Here is a 22,198-nt window from a genome sequence, read left to right on the forward strand (position 1 = left end):
GCGGACGAAACGTCCGGGCCGCGCGCCCGATTCATAAGAGGCGGCATATGCCCGGCCCCGATCGGCGGCCCCGGGGGTGTATGCCGCCCTTTTGCGCTTGATTCTTTCGACCGCGCGAGATTCGTCACAGAGGGAAATGGATGTCCGAGGATACGTTCGCGTTCCGTCTGAAAGTGCTGCTCGAGCACAAGAAGCTGAGCCTGCAGCAAGTCGCCGACGCCGTCGGCATATCACGCCCCGCCGTGCACAAGTGGACGCGCGGCGGCGAGATCGACTATTCGAACCTGCGCCGCCTCGCGGCGTTTCTCGACGTGAACTGGGTCTGGCTGCGCTACGGCGACGAAGCCGTGAAAGACCTCGGCATCGCGGGCAATACCGAGCTGCCGATGACCGACCTGCGCCGCCGCTATACCGCCGAGATCATGTCGAACGAGGCGCGCATGAAGCAGGCGCAGGAACTGGCGGGCATCGTGACGTGGGAATGGAATCTCGTCACCGACGAGCTCATCTATTCGAGCAACTGCGCAAAGCTTTATGGCCGCGAGATTCACAGCAACGCCGAATTCTGGGAAATCCTCCATCCCGAGGATTCGATATGGCTGAACGACGAGACGCTCAGGGAGCTGGTTGCGAGCACGGCGCCGCGCGTCTGGGACTTCCGCATCATCTTGCCGGACGGGCAGATCCGCTGGATCGAGTCGCGCGTCGCCACGCTGCTGGACGACGCCGGGCGCCCGGTGCGCGTGGTGGGCACCACCATCGACATCAGTGCGCGCAAGGAAGTGGAATCCGCGGAGCAACGGCGCCTGCAACTGCTCAACGACGCCGCGCGCATTGCGGGCTTCGGCGCCTGGCGCTGGCTGCGCGCGCAGGACGAGCTGATCGTTTCGGACGAGTGGTGCCGCCTGTTCGGCGTCGATCCGGCGCACGCGCCGCGCCACTATGTCGAGCTTTCGCGGCACATCCACCCGGACGACCGCGCGGCGCGCGAAGCGGCCGTGAACGAAGCGCTCGCGCACCGCGGCGACTATCGCGTGCTGTATCGGGCGGCGCTGCCCGACGATACGTGGCGGCTGGTGGTGGAGCAAGGCTACGCGCGCGTGGCGCCGCATGGCGAGGACGTGTGGCTCACGGCACTGTGCCGTGCCGCGCAGCCTGCCGACATGGCGGCAGGCGTCTCCGCGGCTGCACAGCCGGGCGCCGAAGAAAACGCGGCCACGGGAGCCGCGCCGCACTGAGTGCGTGAGAAGTACCGGGGTGTCCCGCCGGAACACCCCGGGCCTTTGCGCTTAAAGCGCGGCGGCGACTGCCCTGCCGATCTCCGTCGTGTTCGCCGTGCCGCCGATGTCGGGCGTACGCGGGCCTTCCACCAGCACCTTCTCGATGGCCTGCATGATCGCGTCGTGCGCGGCCTTGTATTGCGCGTCGCCGTTGCCGAGGAACTCGAGCATCATCGCGCCCGACCAGATCATCGCGATGGGGTTGGCGATCTGCTTGCCGAAGATGTCGGGCGCCGAGCCGTGCACCGGCTCGAACAGCGACGGGAACTTGCGCTCGGGATTCAGGTTCGCCGAGGCCGCCAGACCGATCGTGCCCGTGCAGGCGGGGCCGAGGTCCGAAAGAATGTCGCCGAAGAGGTTCGAGGCGACGACCACGTCGAAGCGGTCCGGCTGCAGCACGAAACGCGCGCACAGAATGTCGATGTGCTGCTTGTCCCACTTCACGTCGGGATACGCCTCGCCCATCGCCGCCACGCGCTCGTCCCAGTACGGCATGCTGATCGAGATGCCGTTGGACTTCGTGGCCGCCGTGAGCTTCTTGCGGCCGCGCTGGTTCGCGAGTTCGAACGCGTACTTGAGAATGCGGTCGACGCCGTGGCGCGTGAACACCGACTCCTGCAGCACGAACTCGCGCTCGGTGCCTTCGAACATCTTGCCGCCCACCGAGCTGTACTCGCCCTCGGTGTTCTCGCGCACGACGAGAAAGTCGATGTCGCCGGGCTTGCGGTTCGCGAGCGGGCACGGCACGCCGGGCAGCAGACGCACCGGACGCAGGTTCACGTACTGGTCGAACTCGCGGCGGAACTTCAGCAGCGAGCCCCACAGCGAAATGTGATCGGGCACCTTGTCGGGCCAGCCGACCGCGCCGAAATAGATCGCGTCGAAGCCCTTGAGTGTGGCGAACCAGTCGTCGGGCATCATCTTGCCGTGCTGCAGGTAGTAGTCGCAGCTTGCCCAGTCGAAATGGGTGATTTCGAGCTTCAGGCCGAACTTCGCGGCCGCCGCCTCGACCACGCGCACGCCCTCGGGCATCACTTCCTGGCCGATACCGTCGCCGGCGATGGCGGCGATTTTGAATGTCTTGCTCATGTCGCGTTCTCCGTTGCGCGGCGCGCCGGAATGGGTGCGCGCTCGATAGGTGCAAGGATGCCGCAAAGGGTGGCGGAAATTAGCCCCTCCAGCGTTGAGGCGTTGAACACGGGGTGTGAATAATTGGGCGGGGGGTGGTTTTCCACGGTGATTAGGATAAGTCTTCTTATCATAATATATGCATTTATTCCACAAACATTGCCGCCAGCAAACCAATCACGCCTCTCAGCCCTCCCCTGCGCCCTCGGGAGCGCAGAGGTGCACAGCTGAATTGCGCCATAACCTCGCGACCCAGCACATGCCTTCACCAAAGGCGAACGGTGTTGATACTCGCGATTACCAACAGCCTCAAGTCATCGCATGGGCAGACCGGGCCTTCTGTTTCCCGCCTCAGCTCCAACATCATCGGTCTTTACGCGCGGCCACGGGAGATCGGCACGATTGGCGTCTCGCGTGCATCCCGCACAGGCGCAAGATCATCGCACTGGCCGCTAGTCGTAATGATCTTGCGCCCCGCTCGCTCACCGTCTCATACAGGAGTCCATCACGTCCTCTAACCAGTGCTGCCCCTCGCGGTTGAAAAGCGGATGCGCATGTCTGTCATCGGGCTCCCCAAGACTAGCGGCTAAGGAGCGTAACCGTGATCGAACTGTACGCGCCCCCCACCAACAACTCACTCCCGGTCAGGCAGGTCGACGGGGAATGCGCCCCTTTTTTTGCTTCAAAAGCGCTTGCCGGTCTCTGATGCCTAATAGGTATAATCGCCGCCCGGGTGGCGCAAAAATCAAACAAGGGGACATGTCGTGCGCGCGACAATGGCAGTGGTAATGGCAGTTGCGGCAATGAGTGTGACGACGGCGGCCACGGCCTCCGTCGAGTATCGCGAACAATCGATGCCGCCGGATGTGTGTCACGGCATCGTCGCGAAACGGACCGAAGCAACAGGTCAGATCGCGGTCGGCGCGGCTGCGGGCAATGCGTGTGTTTGCCAGCCCGCGGGCGCCGGACCGCGCGCTGCGGCAGCCCGCCCTGCACCGCCGTCGGGCGATCATAAAGACCAGGATGACGACGGAGCGCTAAAGGCGGGGGCAGCGATGCTCGGGCTTTGGCCGAAAGACTCCGGGAACCATACAGGTCACGTCGTGACCGGGCAGATTGTCCGCAACGTTCGGCACGAGCCGGTTGCTGCCGCACACGCGCCGGAGGGTGGATCGCATCACGCGTTTAGCTATGGCCGTCGCGCAAACGTTTGGCATGCACCGAATACTGTCGCCCGAACGACAGCGGACGCGCCGCCGCATCGCTCTTCAGCCGGCAACAGTAAGGAGAACACCCGGCACAAGCCGGTCGCTGGCGCGCGCCTGGCGGCAAAGTTACCGCCGCACAGTGACGGCTCGCGACGTTCGCTCGCAACCGCCGCCGCTCATCCGGTGCCGCATCATCGCCTCGTCGTCGAGACGAAGCCGATGCAACCGAAGGTGCTGCCGAACTCGCCACGACGGGAATTGCCGCCCATTCTCAGTTGATACTGCATATAAACTGCGCAGAGATTCGCTCTCTGCGCTTCGTTTCGCGCAGCGGCACGTCGTGCGATATTCCCGCCAATCGCTCGATCTGGTCACGGCATGACGCATCGAGTGATCACCTGGCGTTCTCCGGGAGGATGTTCCTGCAGATACGTTTGGGAAACGCCGTTCATGCGCGTGCGCCGCACCTTCTCCCGTTCCCAGCGCACGTGTCGCCGAATGGCGCTGCGTGTATCCGAAACTGACAGGCCGTTAGTTGCGTTGATTCATCACCCCCTTCCTGCTGCCGCTTGACATCTGCCCTCCGCGATTTTTTTGATGCGCCTTGTCCGTCAGCATGCCATGCGAGCGTCATTATGATGGCGGCACGATGTAATTCATCCGCCTCAACCCCATGACAGAGGCTCAAATGGAATACCTATTGATGATCTATTCGGCAGAAAACGGCTGGAACCAGATGACCGACAGCGAGCGACAGCAAGGTGTCGCCGCCTATCACGCGTACACCGAATCGCTCCAGAAAGCAGGAGCGCTGGTGGGTGCCAACCGGCTGCAGCACACGAATACGGCCACGACCGTGCGGCTGGTCGACGGCAAGCCGCAGGTGCTCGACGGACCGTACTCCGATTCGAAGGAGCAGCTCGCGGGCTACTACCTGATCGACGTACCCAACCTGGACGCGGCAATGACGTGGGCGTCGCGATGTCCAGGCGCGGCACACGGCATCATGGAAGTGCGCCCGGTCTGGAGCGCTCCGTACGATGCGCCATCTGCTACATGAGCCAGTCCGGCGGCGGCCGTCACGCTGACGCCGCCGCACATTCCATTGCCGAGGCAGTCGCGCGCCGCAGTTATGGCAAGCTCGTCGCGCTGTTGGCGATGCGCACGCGCGACGTCGCCGCGGCCGAGGACGCACTCGCCGACGCGTTTGCGGCGGCGCTCACGGACTGGCCGGAGCACGGTTGCCCCGCGAGCCCCGAAGCCTGGCTGATGACAGTTGCGCGCCGCCGGGCAATAGATGGCGCACGCCATCGCCATGTCGGCGACGCAGTGGTGAACCAGCTCGCGATCCTCGCGGACGAAATCGACGAATCTGAACCCGGGGCGTTGCCCGACCGGCGGCTCGCGCTGCTCTTCGCGTGCACTCACCCTGCACTCGAGGCCGCGATTCGCACGCCGCTGATGCTGCAGGTAGTACTGGGCCTGGAAGCGAAGACGATTGCATCCGCGTTTCTGATGTCTCCCGCCGCCATGAGCAAGCGCCTCGTGCGTGCGAAGACCAAGATCCGCGAAGCGGGCATTCCGTTCAGCGTGCCCGAGCGTGAGGAACTGCCTGGCCGGCTCGACTCAGTGCTTGAAGCTGTCTATGCAGCGTATGCGGAAGGTTGGACGGACCCGGTCGGCGGCGATACCGAACGGCGCGATCTAGCCGACGAGGCGCTGTATCTTGCACAATTGCTCGTCGAACTGCTGCCCGAGGAACCGGAGACGCTGGGTCTGCTTGCGCTGATGCTGTTTGCGCAGGCGCGGCGAGATGCCCGACGCGATGCGGCTGGCGATTACGTGCCGCTGTCGGCTCAGGACCCGGCAACATGGAACGCACCGATGATCGATGCAGCCAACGCGCTGCTGCGGCGCGCGAACGCGTTAAATTCAATCGGTCGCTTTCAACTCGAGGCCGCGCTGCAGTCGGCGCATGTGCATCGCTGCCGATCGCATTGCCCGAACTGGGACGAGATCGTGCAACTCTACGATGGGCTGCTCGCCATTGCAGCTTCGCCCGTGATCGCGGTAAACCGCGCACTCGCACTGGCGGAACGCGACGGCCCGCAGGCGGCGCTCGACGCGCTCGCGCCATATGCGGGCGATCCGCGGCTGACTGACTACCAGCCATACTGGGCCGCACGCGCCAATCTGCTCGCGCGTGCGGGCGCTACGACCGAAGCGCTTGACGCGTACGAACTTGCGATTGGCCTCGAGCGCGATCCGGCCGTGCGCCGGTTCCTGCAGCGCAAGAAACTGGAACTTGCATCGGCGAGCAGCTAGGGACGCGTGGCTATGCGAACCTCCGCAATGGAACGCTGCAGCCGCCGCACGGCCCCTGGTCACCGACCGTCCGCTATGGCCGAAATCCTGTCGTCGCGCAACGGTACCGAATGACCTGGCCTCTCGGCGGATTCAACCGGTCATTGCGACACCTCCACTGCTCACGCAGATTCCAGGTGTTGCATCGACCGGTTGAATCCGCCACGCATCCTTCGTCATTGCTGCGACGCCGGATTGAAATGCTGCATTGAGGCGGTATGACGTATTCGCCGCGCGGTCGGTATATCGCTACATGCGCAATTGCAATGATCCATGCACTCACGGGCGATCCGCGAGTTCGCGCGGATGCGCAGGCCGTCCTTCGCGCTTCAAATAATCCGGCGACGCCACGACATACTGCGTCACCGCGCATAACCGCCGCGCAACCAGCGACGAATCCGGCAGCGCGGCGATGCGCAACGCTGCATCGAAGCCGTCGGCAACGATATCGACGGTCGCATCCGAGAGATGCAGGTCGATCGACACGTCGGGGTACATGCGGAAGAAACCCGGCAGCAGCGGCGCCACCCAGCGCAGGCCAAACGACATCGGCACGGCCAGGCACACCAGTCCGCGCGGCTGCACCGACATTTCGCGCGCCGCGCTCTCGGCTTCCTCGGCCTGCCGGTAGATCTCGCTCGCCTTCTCGCAGATCGTCCGACCGAATTCCGTCAACGCCAGCTGGCGCGAGGTGCGGTTGAAGAGCCGCGCGCCCAGGCGGTCCTCGAGCCGCGCAACGCCGCGCGACACCCGCGCAGCAACAAGGCCTCGCCGATTACCTCGCCGCACAGATTCCGCTGGCGCGACTCGGCGAGCCCGAGGAAATTGCAAGCGCAGCGCTCTTCCTCGCCTCGGACGATTCAAGCTTTGTGAATGGCGCCGAACTGTTCGTGGACGGCGGTCAGCAGCAGATCTGAGCGTGGGGTTTGGTTGTGGGCGCATCGAGCAGTCGCAACGCCCAACGCGCCGATGAATCCCGCCCATACGGATGCTGCGCGTCGCGTCGTATCCGAAGCGCAGCCGGTCGTCTGGGGTGAACGCCTGTTCGCACTACCAACGATGACCGGTTGAGCGAAACCGCAGCTATTGCGACAAGCATCAAAGGCGTTCGTTTTCTCGTACAACATTAACGAACGAAAACGAACCTCCCCCCGGCTCCCGGCCATGACTCGGTCGCCCGATCAAACAGCACCGTGCACAAGCGTCACGCGTTCGTCATCAACAAACCTGACAATCTGCAAGCTTGACCACAAGAGAAGGCCCGCACCGCCATGCGCATGGTGACGGGCACGAGAATGACTGCGGGGATCGTCCTTCGAGAATGACCAACAACGAACGGAGATCGACCATGCTGCAGATACACCGTCTAATGACTTCAGGGATCGTTGCTTTCGCATTGACCAATTACGCACACGGCGCGGTTGACTTGATCGCGAACGGCCAGTTGAGCGGAACGATCGGCGACCGCGCCACCCAAACCGCCGCCCCGCTCGAAAACGGCGTGGCGGGCAACCTGCTCGGCGGCCTCGGTTCGGGCATCGCCTATGCTGGTTGCGAAACGTTTCTCGCCCTGCCCGACCGCGGGCCCAACGCCGTCTCGTACAACGCCGCGGTAGACGACACCGTCTCCTACATCAACCGCTTCCAGACCTTGCGCCTGCGCCTGCGACCTGCAGCCAATGGCGCTGCGCTTCCCTACACGCTCACGCCCGAGCTGCGCGCGACCACCCTCCTGCATACCGACGACGCCCTCGTCTACGGCAGTGGCGCTGCGCAAGGCCTGCCCAACGGCGCGCCCGCGCTCAACGCCCGCGAGCACACGCGTTACTTCACAGGCCGCTCGGATAACTTCGTGGCTACGCACCTGTCGACCTGGCCGCTCGACGCGCGCCTCGACCCCGAGAGCATCCGCGTGAGCAACGACGGCGCGAGCGTCTACATCTCCGATGAATACGGCCCGTACATCTATCGCTTCGACCGCCGCACCGGCCGCCGGATCGATGTCATCAAGGTGCCCGATTCGTTCGCCGTGTCCACGTTGAGTCCCGTCGGCAATACGGAAATCAGCGCGAACACCTCGGGCCGCGTCGCGAACAAGGGCATGGAAGGCCTCGCCATCTCGCCGGACGGCAAGACGCTCTTCGGCGCAATGCAGAGCCCCTTGCTGCAGGACGGCGGAACCAGCGGCGCCTATACGCGCATCCTGCGCATCGACCTTCGTACGGGCAAGTCGCAGCAGTTTGCCTATCCGCTCAGCAACATCGGCACCGCTGCGAAGCCGAAATATCCGACCATCAGCGACGTGCTCGCCGTCAACGATCACCAGCTGCTGATGGACGAACGTGACGGCAATGGCCTCGGCGACGACTCGACGGCCTCGTTCAAGAAAGTCTTTCTCGTCGATCTCGACCATGCGCAGGACGTGAGCCAGGCGAGCGGCGAGGCGGGACTGGCACCCTATGCGCTGACCAAGACGCTGTTCCTCGACGTGGTCTCGGTGCTGACCTCGCACGGCTATGCGACGGCCGATATTCCGGCGAAGCTGGAAGGTCTCGCGTTCGGCGAAGACGTGACCGTGAGCGGCCAGCGCAAGCACACGCTCGTGATCGCCAACGACAACGATTTTCTCGGCACGATTACCGACACCCATCACCCGAATGGCATCGCGAATCCGAACCAGTTCTTCGTGTTCGCGTTTTCGTCGGCTGACTTGCCGGGATTCACGCCGCAGGATCTGCGTACACACGCCTGTAACTTCGACCGCGACGACCATCACGGCGACAACGACGACCGGGGCCGCGGCCACTGAAACACCGCCCGCGCGCCCCCACGGCGGGCGGGTAGCGCACGCCTCGCCATAAAGAAAAAGGACCCACGGCTATTTACCGTGGGTCCTTGCGTTTTTTCCGCGCTTCGCTTGACTGTCAGTCCTTTCGGCTCACGCCTGGCGGGAACAAGACATTGCGCCCCAACGACGTCGCGCTACCCGTGTTGGAGTGAGCAATACAGGTCCGGGAGGCAAAGCGCAATGTCCAGGGACGGTAGGGGCGCCCCCGTATCCGACGGCGCATGCAAAGGGAAGAAGCGTGGGAACGGTGTGGCGCCTGGATGGGGCGCGTCCGCGGAGCCGCCAGGCTCGAACTCGGCCTCGTCGGGAGCTGCAACGCATTCTTGACTCCCTGCTGCCACAATCGCCGCGAATACACAGCAGGCTAAAGCTATTGTGCTGCGGACCTGGAATCTCATGTCCTGTCTCCCCATCCGGTTGCGTCGTTCTCCTCATCAATGGAGGAGCCCGAAATCGCTTTCACCCTTAGCCTGTCACGTGGGTCGATCGTCAATGACGAACCATCGGAGCGTGCGAGCCGGTTGGTCAGGCACGGCAATCTGCGTGGGAAGGCTGCTGATCACGCCCTTCACCTCGGCGACAAACGCGTCACCCTTCATCGACGCAAGCGCGACGGTTTTCAGGCCGCACTGCGCCGCCGTGTTCAAACGCGAATGAACGACGGTGAGCCACCAATCCGTCATCGTGTAGCCCGTGTCGAGGCTTTCGATGCACGTCCGATAGTTCGAGGCGACAAACTTCCCCGCGTCACCGGAGGCCGCCACCACCGCCCACGCCTTCTCGTAACCCCCGCCAGCCCGTCCCGGAGCGTCCCCCCCTATCGGCTGCGTTTGCAGCCCATAGAGGTTGGCCACCGCGACACCTGCAATTGCGAGGAGTCCAGCGAGGGACACGGGATGACGCTTCGCTGCCTGACGGCCCGTTTTCAGTACAGAAATCATGACGATCCCCTCCCTTCGACGACACGGTCTGGTCCATGGATCTGCGGTGGTTATGGTCACCCTGCAATGCAATAGCGGCCTGTATGTTCCAGGGAATCGTAGATTATTCGCTGACGCCCGAACATAACCTGAACAGGTGACACGCGCGAGCCGCGTCCAGCCCGGCATCGTTGCCGGCAAAGCCGCAGCGCCTGCAGTTCGCTATCGCAACTTGCCGAGCCACAGCGCGGTGAGCGTTGAGCGGCTCTGGACGTTGAATTTGGCGTAGATCGACTTCACGTGGACATGCGTCGTATTCGGACTTTGGTCGAGCTTCTGCGCGATCTGTTTTTCCGTGAGTCCGTCGAGCAGCCCAAGCAGCACCCTCCGTTCGGCCGACGTCAGGGGAGCGTCGGCGATGAGCAGGCCGTGGCTGAGCAGTTGCTGCCGGCAGTACCATCTCAGCCCGTGCATCACGAAAGCCAAAACTTCGAGATCCAGCGCAGAAAAGCGGGAGGCCTGCGGATCGCGAAACACAAAGAGGTGAATCCGCACATCGTCGTTGAGCGAGCATCGCACCTGGATGCTGTCGCCGTGACCGACTTCGAGGTAGTGGCGGCGATAGTGCTCGCCTTCAAACCATTCGGCGGGCATCGCCTCGAAGAGCAGGTTGGCGCGGAACGGCTCGTCCCCCGACGCGGCCACGACATGTGACGCGTCGACGTTGCCGGACCAGAGCGTGTCGAACTGCTCCTGCACGGAAGCGACCACCGCGGGTACCGGATGCAGGAGCCGAACCAGACGTGGACGCCAGCCGAACAAAGGATCGTTTGGCGCGGGCGAAGGCAATCGCACAACCACGGCCCACAGCGCATTCTGTGCGGAGACCATCGCACAGAGCGTGGTTAGCAAGTGGGTCAGCGCGGCATCGCCTTCGCCTGCGGAGAACTCGGCCAGCCGATCCCAGAGTGCAAAGACGCCATCGTGGAGCGGTGGATTGGCGGAATCCGCGAATGGATGCATGTCGTCCCCAGCAAGAATGGGCAGATCACCGATCTTCGGTGATCCTGGCCTCCCCTGACAAGGGCCTTCGCACGGAAAACCTGTCGTTGGGTGCGGCCTTTGTTTTCCGAACGGTGCATGCGGCCCGTGCGATGATGTGCCACGAACAATATGAGAAATGAAATGAAAACGACATTCGACGAGCCGACAACGGCGGCGATCGCCGCGTTTGCCGAACTGGATTTCTACACGGCTGTGCAGGCAATGCGCGCCGAGGCCGACTACGACCGCGAACTGGACCAGTGGATCTCGCGCTACATCGACGAGCATGGCGGCGGCGCGGACGATGCGGCATACGACGCCTTGCACGCGCAGGCCCAGGCAACCCCGGAATACGCGCAGTTCGTCGACGCCGTTCGCAGGGAAGTCCTGGAGTACTTCGGCGTGGCCGACAATCAACTGGACTGGGTGGTCCTGCTGCGCAGCGACGACAGCGATGAGCTTTGGGCAGAGGTCAACCGGCGGCGAGGCGTGCTGGGAACCGGCGAAGTGCGCGGAGATCTCTGATCGTCGCTTGCCATCGGGGTTTCAAGTCGTGCCGGGTGCGGGGCGAGCGTCAGGCCAGTCACGTGTTGCGCCCGGTGCTGGAGGTTTCTTTTTTCAGGCAGCGAATTCGTTTCATAGGACCAGTTACATATCGACGCCGCAACGCGTGCGATTTGAAACAGGAAAGCGCTTCCAGGTCCACCGTTGCTTCCTGTTTTCTAGTATTCGTTAATTAATCGCGCCAACGACTCGGCCTCTCGGGCAACGGCTTCGTCCGCGGATACGCCATCACCTATCCATAGCTGAACGGTGTCTGCGAACGCTGTTTTTGCCGCGCCGCACAACTGCGCGATGCGAATTCTATAAACACCGTCGAAGCTGAACACTTCCAGCCGCCCTTCATACTCTCGCGCATAGAATTTCATCGCCAGCTCCTTGTGTCGCCGCCGAACGTTTCTTCACTGCTCCAGGTATCGCCGCCGCGCCAGGCGTGCTGCCTACCTCTGGTACGCGCACGACCACAAACCGCGTTCACCCATCATGCGCTCAATCGGCCAGCGGTCGCAACGGTCGTCGCGATACGCCAGCAACGGCCTATGGTCAACATCGCTTCCTGGATATTTGCGCGCCGAATCGACAGCGATATATAGACCTTCGCAAACCAGCTCAATCTGCTTTCTATTCACGGTTTCCGAACGTCGACCTTGCCACTATTGATATTTTCCGCAAGCACAGTGAAATAAATAAATATCACTGACGTTTCCGCGCATGTGGCCTATTGTTGAGATCGTGATTTAAATCCCCTCCTCCAGAAAAGTTTGCCGACATCTTCGGCGCCAACACTTTAATCCGCAATTCCGAGGCCGAAATGAGCGATATTACGATTTCATATCATTACGTTGATTGCAAGCGAAGATTCGAACACTACGACGCCAATCGATCATTTTTTCAGGAATACTATGCCACTCGCCTCGCCGCGGAGCCCGGAATATCCTGCCATGTACTCGACATCGGATGCGGTCACGGCACCAATCCAACCATCAGCAGGATCGAGCATATCCTTGGGGAAGTCGATGGCGTCGACCCCTTCCCCGTTGTTCAACCCCATCCATTGATCAGGAAGCGGTGGACCTGTGCGATGGAGGAGATCCCCGTGCCATCGAACACGTACGACCTGGCCTATTCCTATAACGTTGTTGAACATGTCGTCAACGAGACTTCGTTTCTCGCCAAAACGATCGAGGTGCTCAAACCCGGCGGCGTGTATTGGTCTATGTCGCCTAACGCGAGGCACCCTTTCACTGTCATCGTGCGGATCATGCAGGCACTTGGGATAAAGTATCTCTACCGTCGGTCAATCGCCCCTCAGGCAAACGATTATCCCGCCTATTACCGGCTTTGCAACGCTGCGAAAGTGCTAAAAGCCATCGAAAAGCTCGATCTTCCAGTATCGAAAATCGACTTCTTTCTGATCCCAAACGTCCAATGGGATACGTTTTTTCCGCGTCGACTTCGCTTCATTGCCCACTTGATAGACCGCGCCGTTGTTCTTAACGCGCCCTCGATGTCAAACATTTTCATGTTTCGCGTGGAGAAAATGGATGCCGGGCCGCGCGAAGTGGGGTCGATATGACCCGCTCCTGTTCCATGACTTCTACGATTCAGCAGCGTGTCCAGAAACGTTACGCTGACCCGCTCGGGCATGATCAAGTTTCCGCAGTAGGCGATTCTTCATCGGCAAGCGTAGCGAGCGCGAGGCGCTGGGATGACGTGAGTTGCGCCTCCGTCTGAGCGGACTGCCGAACTTTCGGCGCGCCGCAACGAGCCTGATCTCGACGGTTGCGTTTCTACCGTTTACCGACGAGCGTTGCGGGGCCGTTTATTTATATTCGCCGCGCATGGTTCCGATTTATTTTTCGAAAGCGACAGGCTGATTTCTGTTAGAAAGGTATACGTAAGGATTGAGCGAAGCCGCCACCTTCAATGGAGCCTCGACCCATGAATCTTCCGAAACGTATGCTCGTTGCCAATGTCGCCTGGGCGCAGGAAATCGCCCGGCGCGATCCGCAATTCTTCAGCACGCTTGCCACAGGGCAAAAGCCCCAGGTGCTCTGGATCGGCTGCTCCGACAGCCGCGTACCCGCCGAAAGCGTCACGCACTGCGCGCCCGGAGATTTGTTCGTTCACCGCAATATCGCGAACCTTTTCCATCCCGACGACGACAACAACATGAGCGTGCTCGAATACGCGGTGCATGTGCTGCGGGTCGTGCACATCATCGTTTGCGGGCACTACGGATGCGGCGGCGTACGCGCCTCGCTGCTGCCGCCCGCCGACGCCCTGCCCCACGTGAACCGTCGCATCAAGCCGCTTTGCGCGCTCGCGCAAACGCACCGCTCGACGCTGGCGCGCCTGCCATTGGAAGAGGCGCGCGTCAACCGCCTTGCCGAACTGAACGTGATCGAACAGGTGCGCCTGCTGCGCGAGCATCCCCTCGTGCGCAACGCCGCAACTGTACCGCTCGTGCACGGGTGGATCTTTTCGCTCAACGACGGCCAACTGCGCGAACTCGCGTCGGGCTACGAAGTTGAAACAGCGAAGGCCACCGTCGCGGCCTGAGCAAATCCATTCTGCATTGTGCAGCCCACGCACGCTTGAGACGCAGGCCTCAAGTCGCGCGTCAGGACCGCCGCCATCGAATCCTCTACCTTGCTTTTCTACCCGCATCCATCATGACTTCGAGAGCTTCCCTGTCCGCGCTCGCGCGTGACCTCGCCGCCGGCACCGTCGTCTTTCTCGTCGCACTGCCGCTATGCCTCGGCATTGCAAGGGCTTCCGGCGCGGAGCCGTTGGCCGGGCTCGTTTCCGGCATTGTCGGCGGCATCGTCGTCGCCGCGCTCAGCGGCTCGCGCCTGAGCGTGAGCGGCCCCGCCGCCGGGCTCGTCGTGATCGTCGTGGATGGCATCGCGCGCCTCGGCAGTTTCTCTGCATTCCTGATTGCCGTGCTGCTGTCGGGTGTGCTGCAGTTCGGTTTCGGCATGCTCAAAGCCGGTCGCCTCGCCTCGTATGTGCCCACCCCCGTCATCAAGGGCATGCTCGCCGCAATCGGCCTGCTGCTGGTCATCAAGCAGGTTCCGCTCGCACTCGGACTGACCTCGGGCAACGGGACCGGGTTTCTGACCCACGCGCTTGAGTCGATCTCACCCGTCGTATGCGCGGTCACCGCGATCTCGCTCGCCATTCTTGCGGGTTGGGAAACGCGCGCATTGCGACGCTTCGCGCTTGTCCGGCTCGTGCCCGCACCGCTCGTCGTCGTGCTGGCGGGCGTGAGCGCGACGCTGGTCTGTGGCTCGCCCGACACGGCGTTCGCATTGCCGGTCGAACAACGCGTGGCACTGCCTGCCATCGAATCGTTCGCGGCTCTGGGCAACGCCCTGCAGTTCGGCGAGTTCGAGCTGAGCTTCGCCCGGCTGGTCGACCCGGAAATCTGGATCGTCGCCCTGACGCTCGCCGTCGTGGCCAGTCTCGAGACGCTGCTGAGCCTCGAAGCCGTCGAGCAGATCGACCCGCAGCGGCGCGCCGCGCCGCCCAACCGCGAACTCAAGGCGCAAGGGGTCGGCAATATCGTCGCCGGCGCCATCGGCGGCCTGCCCATCACTTCGGTCATCGTGCGCAGCTCGGCAAACGTGCACGCCGGCGCGCAAAGCCGGCTCTCCGCGATCGTGCACGGCGTGCTGCTGCTCGTCAGCGTGTTTGCGCTCACCGACGCGATCAACATGATTCCGCTCGCGAGTCTTGCGGCCATCCTCATTCACACCGGCATCAAGCTCGCCAAACCTTCCTTGTTCATCGCGCTCGCGAAACAGGGCGCGGCACCGTTCGCGCCATTCATCGTTACGATCGCCAGCGTGCTCGCCACCGACCTGCTCACCGGAATCATGCTCGGCGTGCTGTGCAGCGCGGGGCTCGCGCTGTGGGCGAATCTGCAGCGGCCGATCGCGCTCGCGCGGCACGACGATCATTTCCTGGTTTCCTTTCGCAAGGATGTGTCATTCCTCGGCAAGGTGCCGCTCAAGCAGATGCTCGCTCACATCCCGGATCGCGCGACGGTGATCGTCGACACCTCGCGCGCCGACTACATCGATCACGACGTGCGTGAACTGCTCGATCGTTTCATCGCCGATGCGCCGCTGCGGTCGATCGCGGTGGAGGTACGGCATGCAGCCGCCGTGCTACCGCCGGCAACTCGAGCAGGCGCCTGAGCGCTCGCCCGGTCACCCTCTACCAGAGGTGCCACCCGATCGCGCCGCAAGGCGGCAAGCGCTGGCCGATGCGAAACACGCGAGTCGGCTGCCGGGCCATGAAGCGCCAGCCACAGAAGGGTCCGGCCGGCCTTCAAACGTCGGCGGCCGACGGGAACGGCCACCCATCCGCCCTTGCCGACCTGGCACGGAATAGTCCATCGATCCCCCGCCGGACAAGACATTGCGCCTTTTTGTTACGTTTTTGCGACAGTCTATTTTTTTTCGTTTCTTGAGTTTGCAGGAGGTGCCGTATCCTCCGGCGCGCAGTAACAGATAAATCAATCCAAAAGATACTCAGGGACACTGAATTACAGATGAAGAACAGCACCATCAAGGCAACGGTTATCGCTGTTGCCGCTTTCGCCGCATCCTCGGCAGCAATGGCACAGTCGTCGGTCACCCTGTACGGCATGCTGGACGCAGGTATCAGCTACACCTCGAACGTCAATGGCCACTCGCTGGTCGCCCTCGTTGGCGGTGCCTCTGGTTCGAACAAGTGGGGCCTCCAGGGTCAGGAAGACCTCGGCGGCGGCCTCAAGGCGGTCTTCAAGCTCGAAAATGGTTTCAACATTGCCAACGGCGGCATCGGCGGCCAGGGCCCCATTGGCTCCTCGCGTTCGCTGTTCAACCGCCAGGCCTACGTAGGCCTCACGTCGGACCAGTACGGTACCCTGCGTATGGGTCGCCAGATCGACGCCGTGACGGAAATGGTTCAAGGCCTGACGGGCGACGCCGTTTCGGCGTCGACATTCTCGACCCCGGGCGACGTGGACAACAACGACAACACGACGAACCAGAACAACGCCGTCAAGTACATTACGCCGATTTTCCACGGCTTCCAGGCTGAAGGCGCGTACTCGTTCGGCGGCGTTGCCGGTGCGATGGGTTCGGGTCAATCGTGGTCGGTGGCTGCAGACTACGCTCAAGGTGGTCTGACGGTCGCTGGCGGCTACTTCCATGCCGCAAACCAGGGTGAGAACGGCTGGCAGAACGCAACGGCGCAACCGTCGTTCGGTGGTGCGCTGGGCTATCCGAGTTCGGGTTACTACGGTGGCAATGCGTTCAAGAGCGCGGGCATCGCTCAAATCGCCGGCCAATACCAGTTCGGTCCGTACACGGCCGGCCTGCGCTACTCGAACGCTCAATATGAAGGCAACGACGGCCAGGAATCGATCCACTTCAACGTAGTGGGTGCCCTTCTGCAGTACCAGGCAACCCCGGCGCTGTCGCTGGCTGCTGGATACACGTACGTCTACGGCTCGGCAGCCACGCCTGCACAAGCCGCTGAGGGCCGCACGATGGCTTCGATCAACCAGGCGTCGCTGGGTGCTACGTACGCGCTGTCGAAGCTCACCTCGGTATACGTGATGGGTGCCTACGTTCACGCGCAGGGCGCTCAGGCTTCGGCTGCTGACTTCGGCAACACGGCATCGGGCGGCAACCAGGTTCAAGCCAACATCGGCATGTACCACCGGTTCTAATAGCAGGTTCAGAAGCCCGGGGGAATGGATGCATTACCCCGGGCCAGGAAAAGCCGCGCTAGTAAATTGCACCCCAAATATTGGACATTGATCCAATGCCCCAACACGATCAGGCGCGCACCTCGATCCGGTTGACCACACCTCCCACGGTGTCCAGACACCACGCATCCATCTCTGCCTGGCGCCTCTCCGCTTCGGTCGCTACACACCCCGCGAGCGTAATCCGCTTGCCCTGCACGTCGATTGTGATTTGTTCAGCGTGAACGCGCGGATCGGATTCGAGCACGAGAGCGAGGGCCTCGTGAATCTCTTCGTCGCCGTCCGCTTCGGCGGGCACCAATTCCAGCAGATTCGCCACGTCCCGGCACCCGCCGACCCACCACGCGATCACACTTGCGAGCCGTCGATGCGACAGGCTCATCACCTGGCCCGTCAACGTCACGACGCCACCTTCAACGGTCACCTCCACAACGCCGCCGCCCTCCTCGCCGGCCTGGTCCATGGTGCCACGCAGCATTTCGAGCTGGTCTTTCACGCGCGCGCATATCACGCAGTTGCGGAACTCCACCGTCTGCAGAATCCGTTCGCAGATTCGCGTGCGCAACTCGCCGTCGCCAATCTGCGGCATAGCGCTGACGCGCAACTGGTCAATGAGCGCTTCGCCGTCGCTGTAAGTCCGGGTCAGCTGAATCAACCGCTTCTTGGACGCAACGTCCGGCACTTCGCCTGCAACCGTCAAGGCACCGCTCTCGCGGCTGATATGAATGGGGGAATTGTGGAGTTTCAGGTGCGATTCGTGTTCGAACGCCGCCATTACGTGCTTGAGGATCGCATCAGGGCGTTGCATGATCTGCCTCGCGCAAAGGGGGACGAAGCAGCAATCTCCCTGCCCCGCAGTCTAAAACGTGTCACGCGAGGCGGGCGCTGCCCAGTTCATTATAGTTATTGCGCCCCTCCTTCCCCTCAGCGTTGCACGGGTGATCAGACGTCGAAGTACAAATAAAACTCCCACGGATGCGGGCGCAGCCTGATCGCGTCGATCTCACGCTTGCGCTTGTACTCCAGCCACGTGTCGATGACATCTTCAGTGAAGACATCGCCTCTGCGCAGAAACTCGTTGTCGGCCTCGAGCGCATTCAGCGATTCGTCGAGAGAACCCGGCACCTGACGGACGTCCTTCGCTTTCTCGGGCGGCAGGTCGTAAATATTGACGTCAAGCGGATCGCCCGGATCTGTCCTGTTTTCGATGCCGTCGAGCCCGGCCATCAGCATTGCTGAGAAGGCGAGGTACGCATTGGCCGACGGATCGGGACACCGGAACTCGACGCGCCGCGCGTTCGGCGAATCGGAGTACATCGGAATGCGCGCGGCCGCCGAGCGGTTGCGTTGCGACATCGCCAGATTCACCGGCGCTTCATATCCGGGCACGAGACGCTTGTAGGAGTTCGTGGTCGGCGCGCAGAAAGCCATCAGCGCTGGCGCATGCTTCAGCAGGCCGCCGATATACCATCGACACATGTCAGACGTGAGCGCCCAGCCATGCGCATCGTAGAACAGATTCTCGTCGTCCTTCCACAGGCTTTGGTGGCAGTGCATGCCGCTCGCGTTGTCGGCGAAGAGCGGCTTCGGCATAAACGTCGCTACCTTGCCGTGCTGGCGCGCGACGTTCTTGCAGATGTACTTATAGATCATGACGTTGTCGGCCATCCGCGTAAGCGTGGAAAACCGCATGTCGATTTCGTTCTGTCCCGCTGTCGCCACCTCGTGGTGATGCACTTCCACCTGCACGCCGGCCTGCTGAAGCAACAACACGATCGTCGAGCGGATATCCTGCAGGGTATCGTGCGGCGGCGCCGGAAAATACCCTTCCTTGAAGCGAGGCTTGTAACCGAGGTTGCCGCCGCCATACGCTCCTTCGTCGCGGCCCGAATTCCAGTCCCCTTCGGCAGATTCGACATAGAAGTAGCCGCTATGGGCATCCTGGCCAAAGCGGATCGAATCGAATATGAAGAACTCGAGCTCGGGCCCGAAGTAGCATGTCGTCGCAATGCCGGTCTGCTTCAAGTAGGCCTCGGCCTTCTTCGCGATGTAGCGCGGGTCGCGCGAGTACGGCTGATGCAGCACGGGATCGATCACGTCGCAGATCATCGAGAGTGTGGGCGTTTCGCTCACAGGATCGATGAACGTGGTCGTGGGATCCGGCTTGAGAAGCATGTCGGATTCCTGAATTTCCTGAAATCCGCGAATCGATGAACCGTCGAAGCCGATCCCGTTGGCAAAGAGGTCTTCGTGCACCTCGGGCAGCGTGATCGAAAAGTGCTGCCAGAGACCGGGCAGATCCGTGAATTTGAGGTCGACGATCTGAATCCTGTGTTCGCGCAGTAGCTCGATAACCTGCTGCGGGTTATCAGGCCGCGCGACACGATAACGGCCGGGGTCGACGGATACGTCGAACGCCGATCCACCTCGTGGACTGGCCATGGGGACTCTCCCTGCGCAGCTACTGATCGTGTGCGAGCGCTTCGAGACGGGCGTAGCCTGCGTCTTTCGCCGCGCGCTCCGTGGCGAAGGGTTCTTCGGCGACGAGCGAGCGCCGCACTTCGCGCGCATCGAAGTCGACGAGCGAGATAACCCACACCCAGCCGCCGATCTGTTCGGCCGTCTGCACGAATGCGCGCACGTTGCCTTTGTCCTTGGTGTTCATTTGACCTCCTCAAGAGATAAACCCAAAAGGGAACATGGGTGACGCCAGGCGTGAGGGGCTGCCTACGCCGGGACCAGGCCCCTTTGCTTCAGCCAGTCCAGATTGAAAAGGCGGGAGCGGTACAACTCGCCGCCGTCGCACAGCAGTGTGACGATCGTATGCCCCGGCCCCATCTCCCGGGCAAGCCTGACGGCAGCCGCGACGTTGATGCCTGTCGAACCGCCGACATAGAGCCCTTCTTCGCGCAACAAGCGGTAGACCATGGTGACGCATGACTGGTCATCGACCTGGTAAGCGTCATCGATCGGCGTGCCTTCGAGGTTCGCAGTCAGGCGGCTGGAGCCGATCCCTTCGGTAATCGAGTTGCCTTCCGCGTGAATCTCGCCCGTCTTCACGTAGCTGTACAAACCGCTGCCGTACGGGTCGGCGAGCACGATCCACACATCCCGGTTCTTCTCCTTCAGGAAGCGGGCCACCCCGGCGAGGGTGCCGCCAGTCCCGGTGGCGCTGACGAACGCATCGACCGTGCCAGCGGTATCGCGCCAGATTTCAGGGCCGGTTGTTTCGTAGTGAGCCTTGCGATTGGCAAGATTGTCGAACTGGTTCGCCCAGATCGCATCGCCCAGTTCCTGCGCGAGCCTTCCCGCGATCTTCTGGTAGTTGTTCGGGTCCTTGTATGGGGCGGCCGGTACCGGGTGGACTTCCGCGCCCAGGACGCGCAACAGTTCCATTTTCGCGGGAGACTGCGTCTCGGGAATAACGATGACGCAGCGATAACCGCGAGCCGCGCAAATATGGGCAAGGCCAATGCCTGTATTGCCCGCAGTGCCCTCCACCACCGTGCCGCCGGGCCGGAGTTCGCCGCGCTGCTCGGCGTCCTGAATAATGGAAAGCGCGGCCCGGTCCTTCACCGAACCACCCGGGTTCATGAATTCGGCCTTGCCGAGAATCTCGCAGCCGGTTTCGTCGCTGAGCCGCGCGAGCCTGATGAGCGGCGTGTCGCCTACGCACCCGACAAAACCCGTCCGAACATGCATACCTCCCCCCGTAATCGCAGGCCTGGCAACAGGCCACTCTCACACTGGAAGGATAGGCAAAGATCCGGCGCACTTCCCGAGGTTTGATCCGCAGTCGGTGAAGGTGACCTTGAAGTGGATACACAGGCTCACCTGCAAGAAGCTTGCCAATATTTTGGGCGCGCCGATCACCGCCCGGCCAGCAGTCGAAGGATTTTCTGCACGATGCGTTCGTGCAACTCGAGCGCCTCACCGAGCGTGCTTGCGCCAAAGCTCTCGTTGTCTTTTCGCGCTTCCATTCCGGCGATGCGCGTCACGAAGAGCGCGGGCTCGCCAGCCCGTGCGTCAGCCACACCGCGAAATCGCGTCGTGACCGTCACGCCCGACGCTTCGAGCAGCGTGCGGCGAAAGATCAATTCGTTCTCGGCCATCCAGCGCGACCACTCGCTGCGGTCGCACATCTCAACAGGCCTGTTCTTCGCATCGAGGATGTAGAAGCGTTCGCACTGGGGCGGGACCGGGCGGGATCTCATCTATTCTGATCCGGAGGGTGTGAGCAGAAAGTCGATCGCCTCCCGCCACCAGCTAGCGTCGACGTGGCCAGGCCAGTCGTTATGCTCGGCCGCCTGCACGATCCACAGTTGCTTCGGACCGGGCAGCGCGTCGTAGAGCGCTTCGCCCAGGCGTGGCGGTACGATGCTGTCGCGTTCGGCAACCACCACGAGAACCGGGCGGCCGAAGCCGGCCAGGTGGGCCACGCTGTCGTATCGGTCATGCATCAGCCACTTCACGGGCGCCCATGGGTAGTGAAAAGCGGCGACGTTCAGGAGCGTATCCCACGGTGTGATGAGCATCAGGCCGGCGATCTTGTCGCGTTCGCGCGCGCCGGCGGCGGCAACCACGCCTGCCCCGAGCGATTCCCCGATGACCAGCACAGGCGCGCCGTAAAGGCGATGCGCAAGCTCGATGGTCTCTCGCGCATCGGCGACCAGGCGTTGTTCATCGGGCGTGCCCTCGCGTGGCCCATAGCCCGGATATTCGGCGAGGATCGTGCGCAGTCCCAGCCGGTTGAGCGCGGCGGCGTAGAAGGCGCGGTGTCCTGCGTGCCCCGCGTTGCCGTGAAAAACAATGGCGGTGCCGCTCGCGGTTCCGGGCGGTTCGGCGGCGAGCCCCCGCAACGCCTCCATCGTCGGCCAGGCCGCGAGTCGATCGGAAACGACGTCCTCGATTACAGCCCTTTCGGGAAAGTAGAGAAAACGTTCCTGCAACATGGCGAAGCCTGTCAAAAGGGTTCGGCGCGCGAAGGCGCGCCTCAGCACGATTCCCGTGAACGATGCGCCGGTCAGGGTCTGGCCGCAAGCCGGACTGCCCGATCGTTCGTCTGGAGCACGTGGATC

At 62.5% G+C, this 22,198-nt stretch carries 20 protein-coding genes and 2 pseudogenes; 11 read left to right on the plus strand and 11 right to left on the minus strand.

The window, feature by feature from the left end; all coding sequences use genetic code 11:
* Positions 1–140: 140 nt before the first annotated feature.
* Entirely contained in the window at positions 141–1,238 is a 1,098-nt protein-coding gene (locus AB4Y40_RS11835) for a PAS domain-containing protein (RefSeq protein WP_368687822.1), read from the plus strand.
* Between the two features lie 51 nt (positions 1,239–1,289).
* On the opposite strand, the gene AB4Y40_RS11840 is transcribed toward AB4Y40_RS11835, so the two are convergent.
* The gene (locus AB4Y40_RS11840) at positions 1,290–2,369 is read right to left on the minus strand and encodes a tartrate dehydrogenase (RefSeq protein WP_368687823.1); all 1,080 of its coding nucleotides are present in this window, start codon (positions 2,367–2,369) and stop codon (positions 1,290–1,292) included.
* An 842-nt stretch (positions 2,370–3,211) separates the two neighbouring features.
* Between AB4Y40_RS11840 and AB4Y40_RS11845 the strand changes: the two genes are divergently transcribed.
* From AB4Y40_RS11845 to AB4Y40_RS11855, 3 genes are all read left to right on the plus strand, one after another.
* Complete coding sequence (locus AB4Y40_RS11845; RefSeq protein ID WP_368687824.1) at positions 3,212–3,895, plus strand: hypothetical protein; 684 nt, start codon at positions 3,212–3,214, stop codon at positions 3,893–3,895.
* 409 nt (positions 3,896–4,304) lie between these two features.
* The gene (locus AB4Y40_RS11850; protein ID WP_368687825.1) at positions 4,305–4,676 is read left to right on the plus strand and encodes a YciI family protein; all 372 of its coding nucleotides are present in this window, start codon (positions 4,305–4,307) and stop codon (positions 4,674–4,676) included.
* Positions 4,673–5,941 (plus strand): RNA polymerase sigma factor, encoded by a 1,269-nt coding sequence (locus tag AB4Y40_RS11855; RefSeq protein WP_368687826.1) that lies wholly within the window; start codon positions 4,673–4,675, stop codon positions 5,939–5,941. The genes AB4Y40_RS11850 and AB4Y40_RS11855 overlap by 4 nt, the downstream gene beginning before the upstream one ends.
* Positions 5,942–6,262: 321 nt before the next feature.
* Here the strand turns inward: AB4Y40_RS11855 and AB4Y40_RS11860 are convergent.
* Positions 6,263–6,769: pseudogene (locus tag AB4Y40_RS11860) on the minus strand (LysR family transcriptional regulator); the annotation flags it as partial.
* Between AB4Y40_RS11860 and AB4Y40_RS11865 the strand changes: the two are divergent.
* Positions 6,733–6,897: pseudogene (locus tag AB4Y40_RS11865) on the plus strand (SDR family oxidoreductase); the annotation flags it as partial. The pseudogenes AB4Y40_RS11860 and AB4Y40_RS11865 overlap by 37 nt on opposite strands.
* 431 nt (positions 6,898–7,328) lie before the next feature.
* A complete protein-coding gene (locus AB4Y40_RS11870) occupies positions 7,329–8,789 on the plus strand; it encodes an esterase-like activity of phytase family protein (protein WP_368687827.1) in 1,461 nt (486 codons plus the stop codon).
* A gap of 512 nt (positions 8,790–9,301) precedes the next feature.
* On the opposite strand, the gene AB4Y40_RS11875 is transcribed toward AB4Y40_RS11870, so the two are convergent.
* Entirely contained in the window at positions 9,302–9,769 is a 468-nt protein-coding gene (locus AB4Y40_RS11875) for a hypothetical protein (RefSeq protein WP_368687828.1), read from the minus strand.
* A 201-nt stretch (positions 9,770–9,970) separates the two neighbouring features.
* A complete protein-coding gene (locus AB4Y40_RS11880; protein ID WP_368687829.1) occupies positions 9,971–10,771 on the minus strand; it encodes a LuxR C-terminal-related transcriptional regulator in 801 nt (266 codons plus the stop codon).
* A gap of 162 nt (positions 10,772–10,933) precedes the next feature.
* Between AB4Y40_RS11880 and AB4Y40_RS11885 the strand changes: the two genes are divergently transcribed.
* On the plus strand, positions 10,934–11,317 hold the full coding sequence (locus AB4Y40_RS11885; RefSeq protein WP_368687830.1) for an ATP-dependent protease: 384 nt from the start codon (positions 10,934–10,936) through the stop codon (positions 11,315–11,317).
* 197 nt (positions 11,318–11,514) lie between these two features.
* On the opposite strand, the gene AB4Y40_RS11890 is transcribed toward AB4Y40_RS11885, so the two are convergent.
* Positions 11,515–11,721: a hypothetical protein gene (locus AB4Y40_RS11890; protein WP_028204535.1), complete on the minus strand. Its 207-nt coding sequence runs from the start codon at positions 11,719–11,721 to the stop codon at positions 11,515–11,517.
* Between the two features lie 443 nt (positions 11,722–12,164).
* On the opposite strand from AB4Y40_RS11890, the gene AB4Y40_RS11895 reads away from it, so the two are divergent.
* From AB4Y40_RS11895 to AB4Y40_RS11910, 4 genes are all read left to right on the plus strand, one after another.
* Positions 12,165–12,929: a class I SAM-dependent methyltransferase gene (locus AB4Y40_RS11895; RefSeq protein WP_368687831.1), complete on the plus strand. Its 765-nt coding sequence runs from the start codon at positions 12,165–12,167 to the stop codon at positions 12,927–12,929.
* 365 nt (positions 12,930–13,294) lie between these two features.
* Positions 13,295–13,915, plus strand: a complete 621-nt coding sequence (locus tag AB4Y40_RS11900; RefSeq protein ID WP_368687832.1) for a carbonic anhydrase — start codon at positions 13,295–13,297, stop codon at positions 13,913–13,915.
* A gap of 113 nt (positions 13,916–14,028) precedes the next feature.
* Entirely contained in the window at positions 14,029–15,558 is a 1,530-nt protein-coding gene (locus AB4Y40_RS11905) for a SulP family inorganic anion transporter (RefSeq protein ID WP_368687833.1), read from the plus strand.
* Positions 15,559–15,914: 356 nt separating this feature from the next.
* Complete coding sequence (locus AB4Y40_RS11910; RefSeq protein ID WP_368687834.1) at positions 15,915–17,081, plus strand: porin; 1,167 nt, start codon at positions 15,915–15,917, stop codon at positions 17,079–17,081.
* 109 nt (positions 17,082–17,190) lie between these two features.
* Here the strand turns inward: AB4Y40_RS11910 and AB4Y40_RS11915 are convergent, their stop codons facing one another.
* The 6 genes from AB4Y40_RS11915 to AB4Y40_RS11940 form a co-directional block, all read right to left on the minus strand.
* The gene (locus tag AB4Y40_RS11915; protein ID WP_368687835.1) at positions 17,191–17,928 is read right to left on the minus strand and encodes a BON domain-containing protein; all 738 of its coding nucleotides are present in this window, start codon (positions 17,926–17,928) and stop codon (positions 17,191–17,193) included.
* A 134-nt stretch (positions 17,929–18,062) separates the two neighbouring features.
* The gene (gene glnA / locus AB4Y40_RS11920) at positions 18,063–19,562 is read right to left on the minus strand and encodes a type I glutamate--ammonia ligase (protein ID WP_368687836.1); all 1,500 of its coding nucleotides are present in this window, start codon (positions 19,560–19,562) and stop codon (positions 18,063–18,065) included.
* Positions 19,563–19,581: 19 nt separating this feature from the next.
* On the minus strand, positions 19,582–19,785 hold the full coding sequence (locus tag AB4Y40_RS11925) for a hypothetical protein (protein WP_342921622.1): 204 nt from the start codon (positions 19,783–19,785) through the stop codon (positions 19,582–19,584).
* 62 nt (positions 19,786–19,847) lie between these two features.
* Positions 19,848–20,822, minus strand: a complete 975-nt coding sequence (locus AB4Y40_RS11930) for a cysteine synthase A (RefSeq protein ID WP_368687837.1) — start codon at positions 20,820–20,822, stop codon at positions 19,848–19,850.
* 167 nt (positions 20,823–20,989) lie between these two features.
* Positions 20,990–21,334 carry a hypothetical protein gene (locus AB4Y40_RS11935; RefSeq protein ID WP_368687838.1) on the minus strand — a complete coding sequence of 115 codons (345 nt, stop codon included), beginning with the start codon at positions 21,332–21,334 and terminating at the stop codon, positions 20,990–20,992.
* Entirely contained in the window at positions 21,335–22,072 is a 738-nt protein-coding gene (locus tag AB4Y40_RS11940; RefSeq protein WP_368688084.1) for an alpha/beta hydrolase, read from the minus strand.
* Positions 22,073–22,198: the final 126 nt, after the last annotated feature.

It is taken from the genome of Paraburkholderia sp. EG287B (genome assembly GCF_040965595.1).
In the GTDB taxonomy this organism is placed as follows: Bacteria; Pseudomonadota; Gammaproteobacteria; order Burkholderiales; family Burkholderiaceae; genus Paraburkholderia.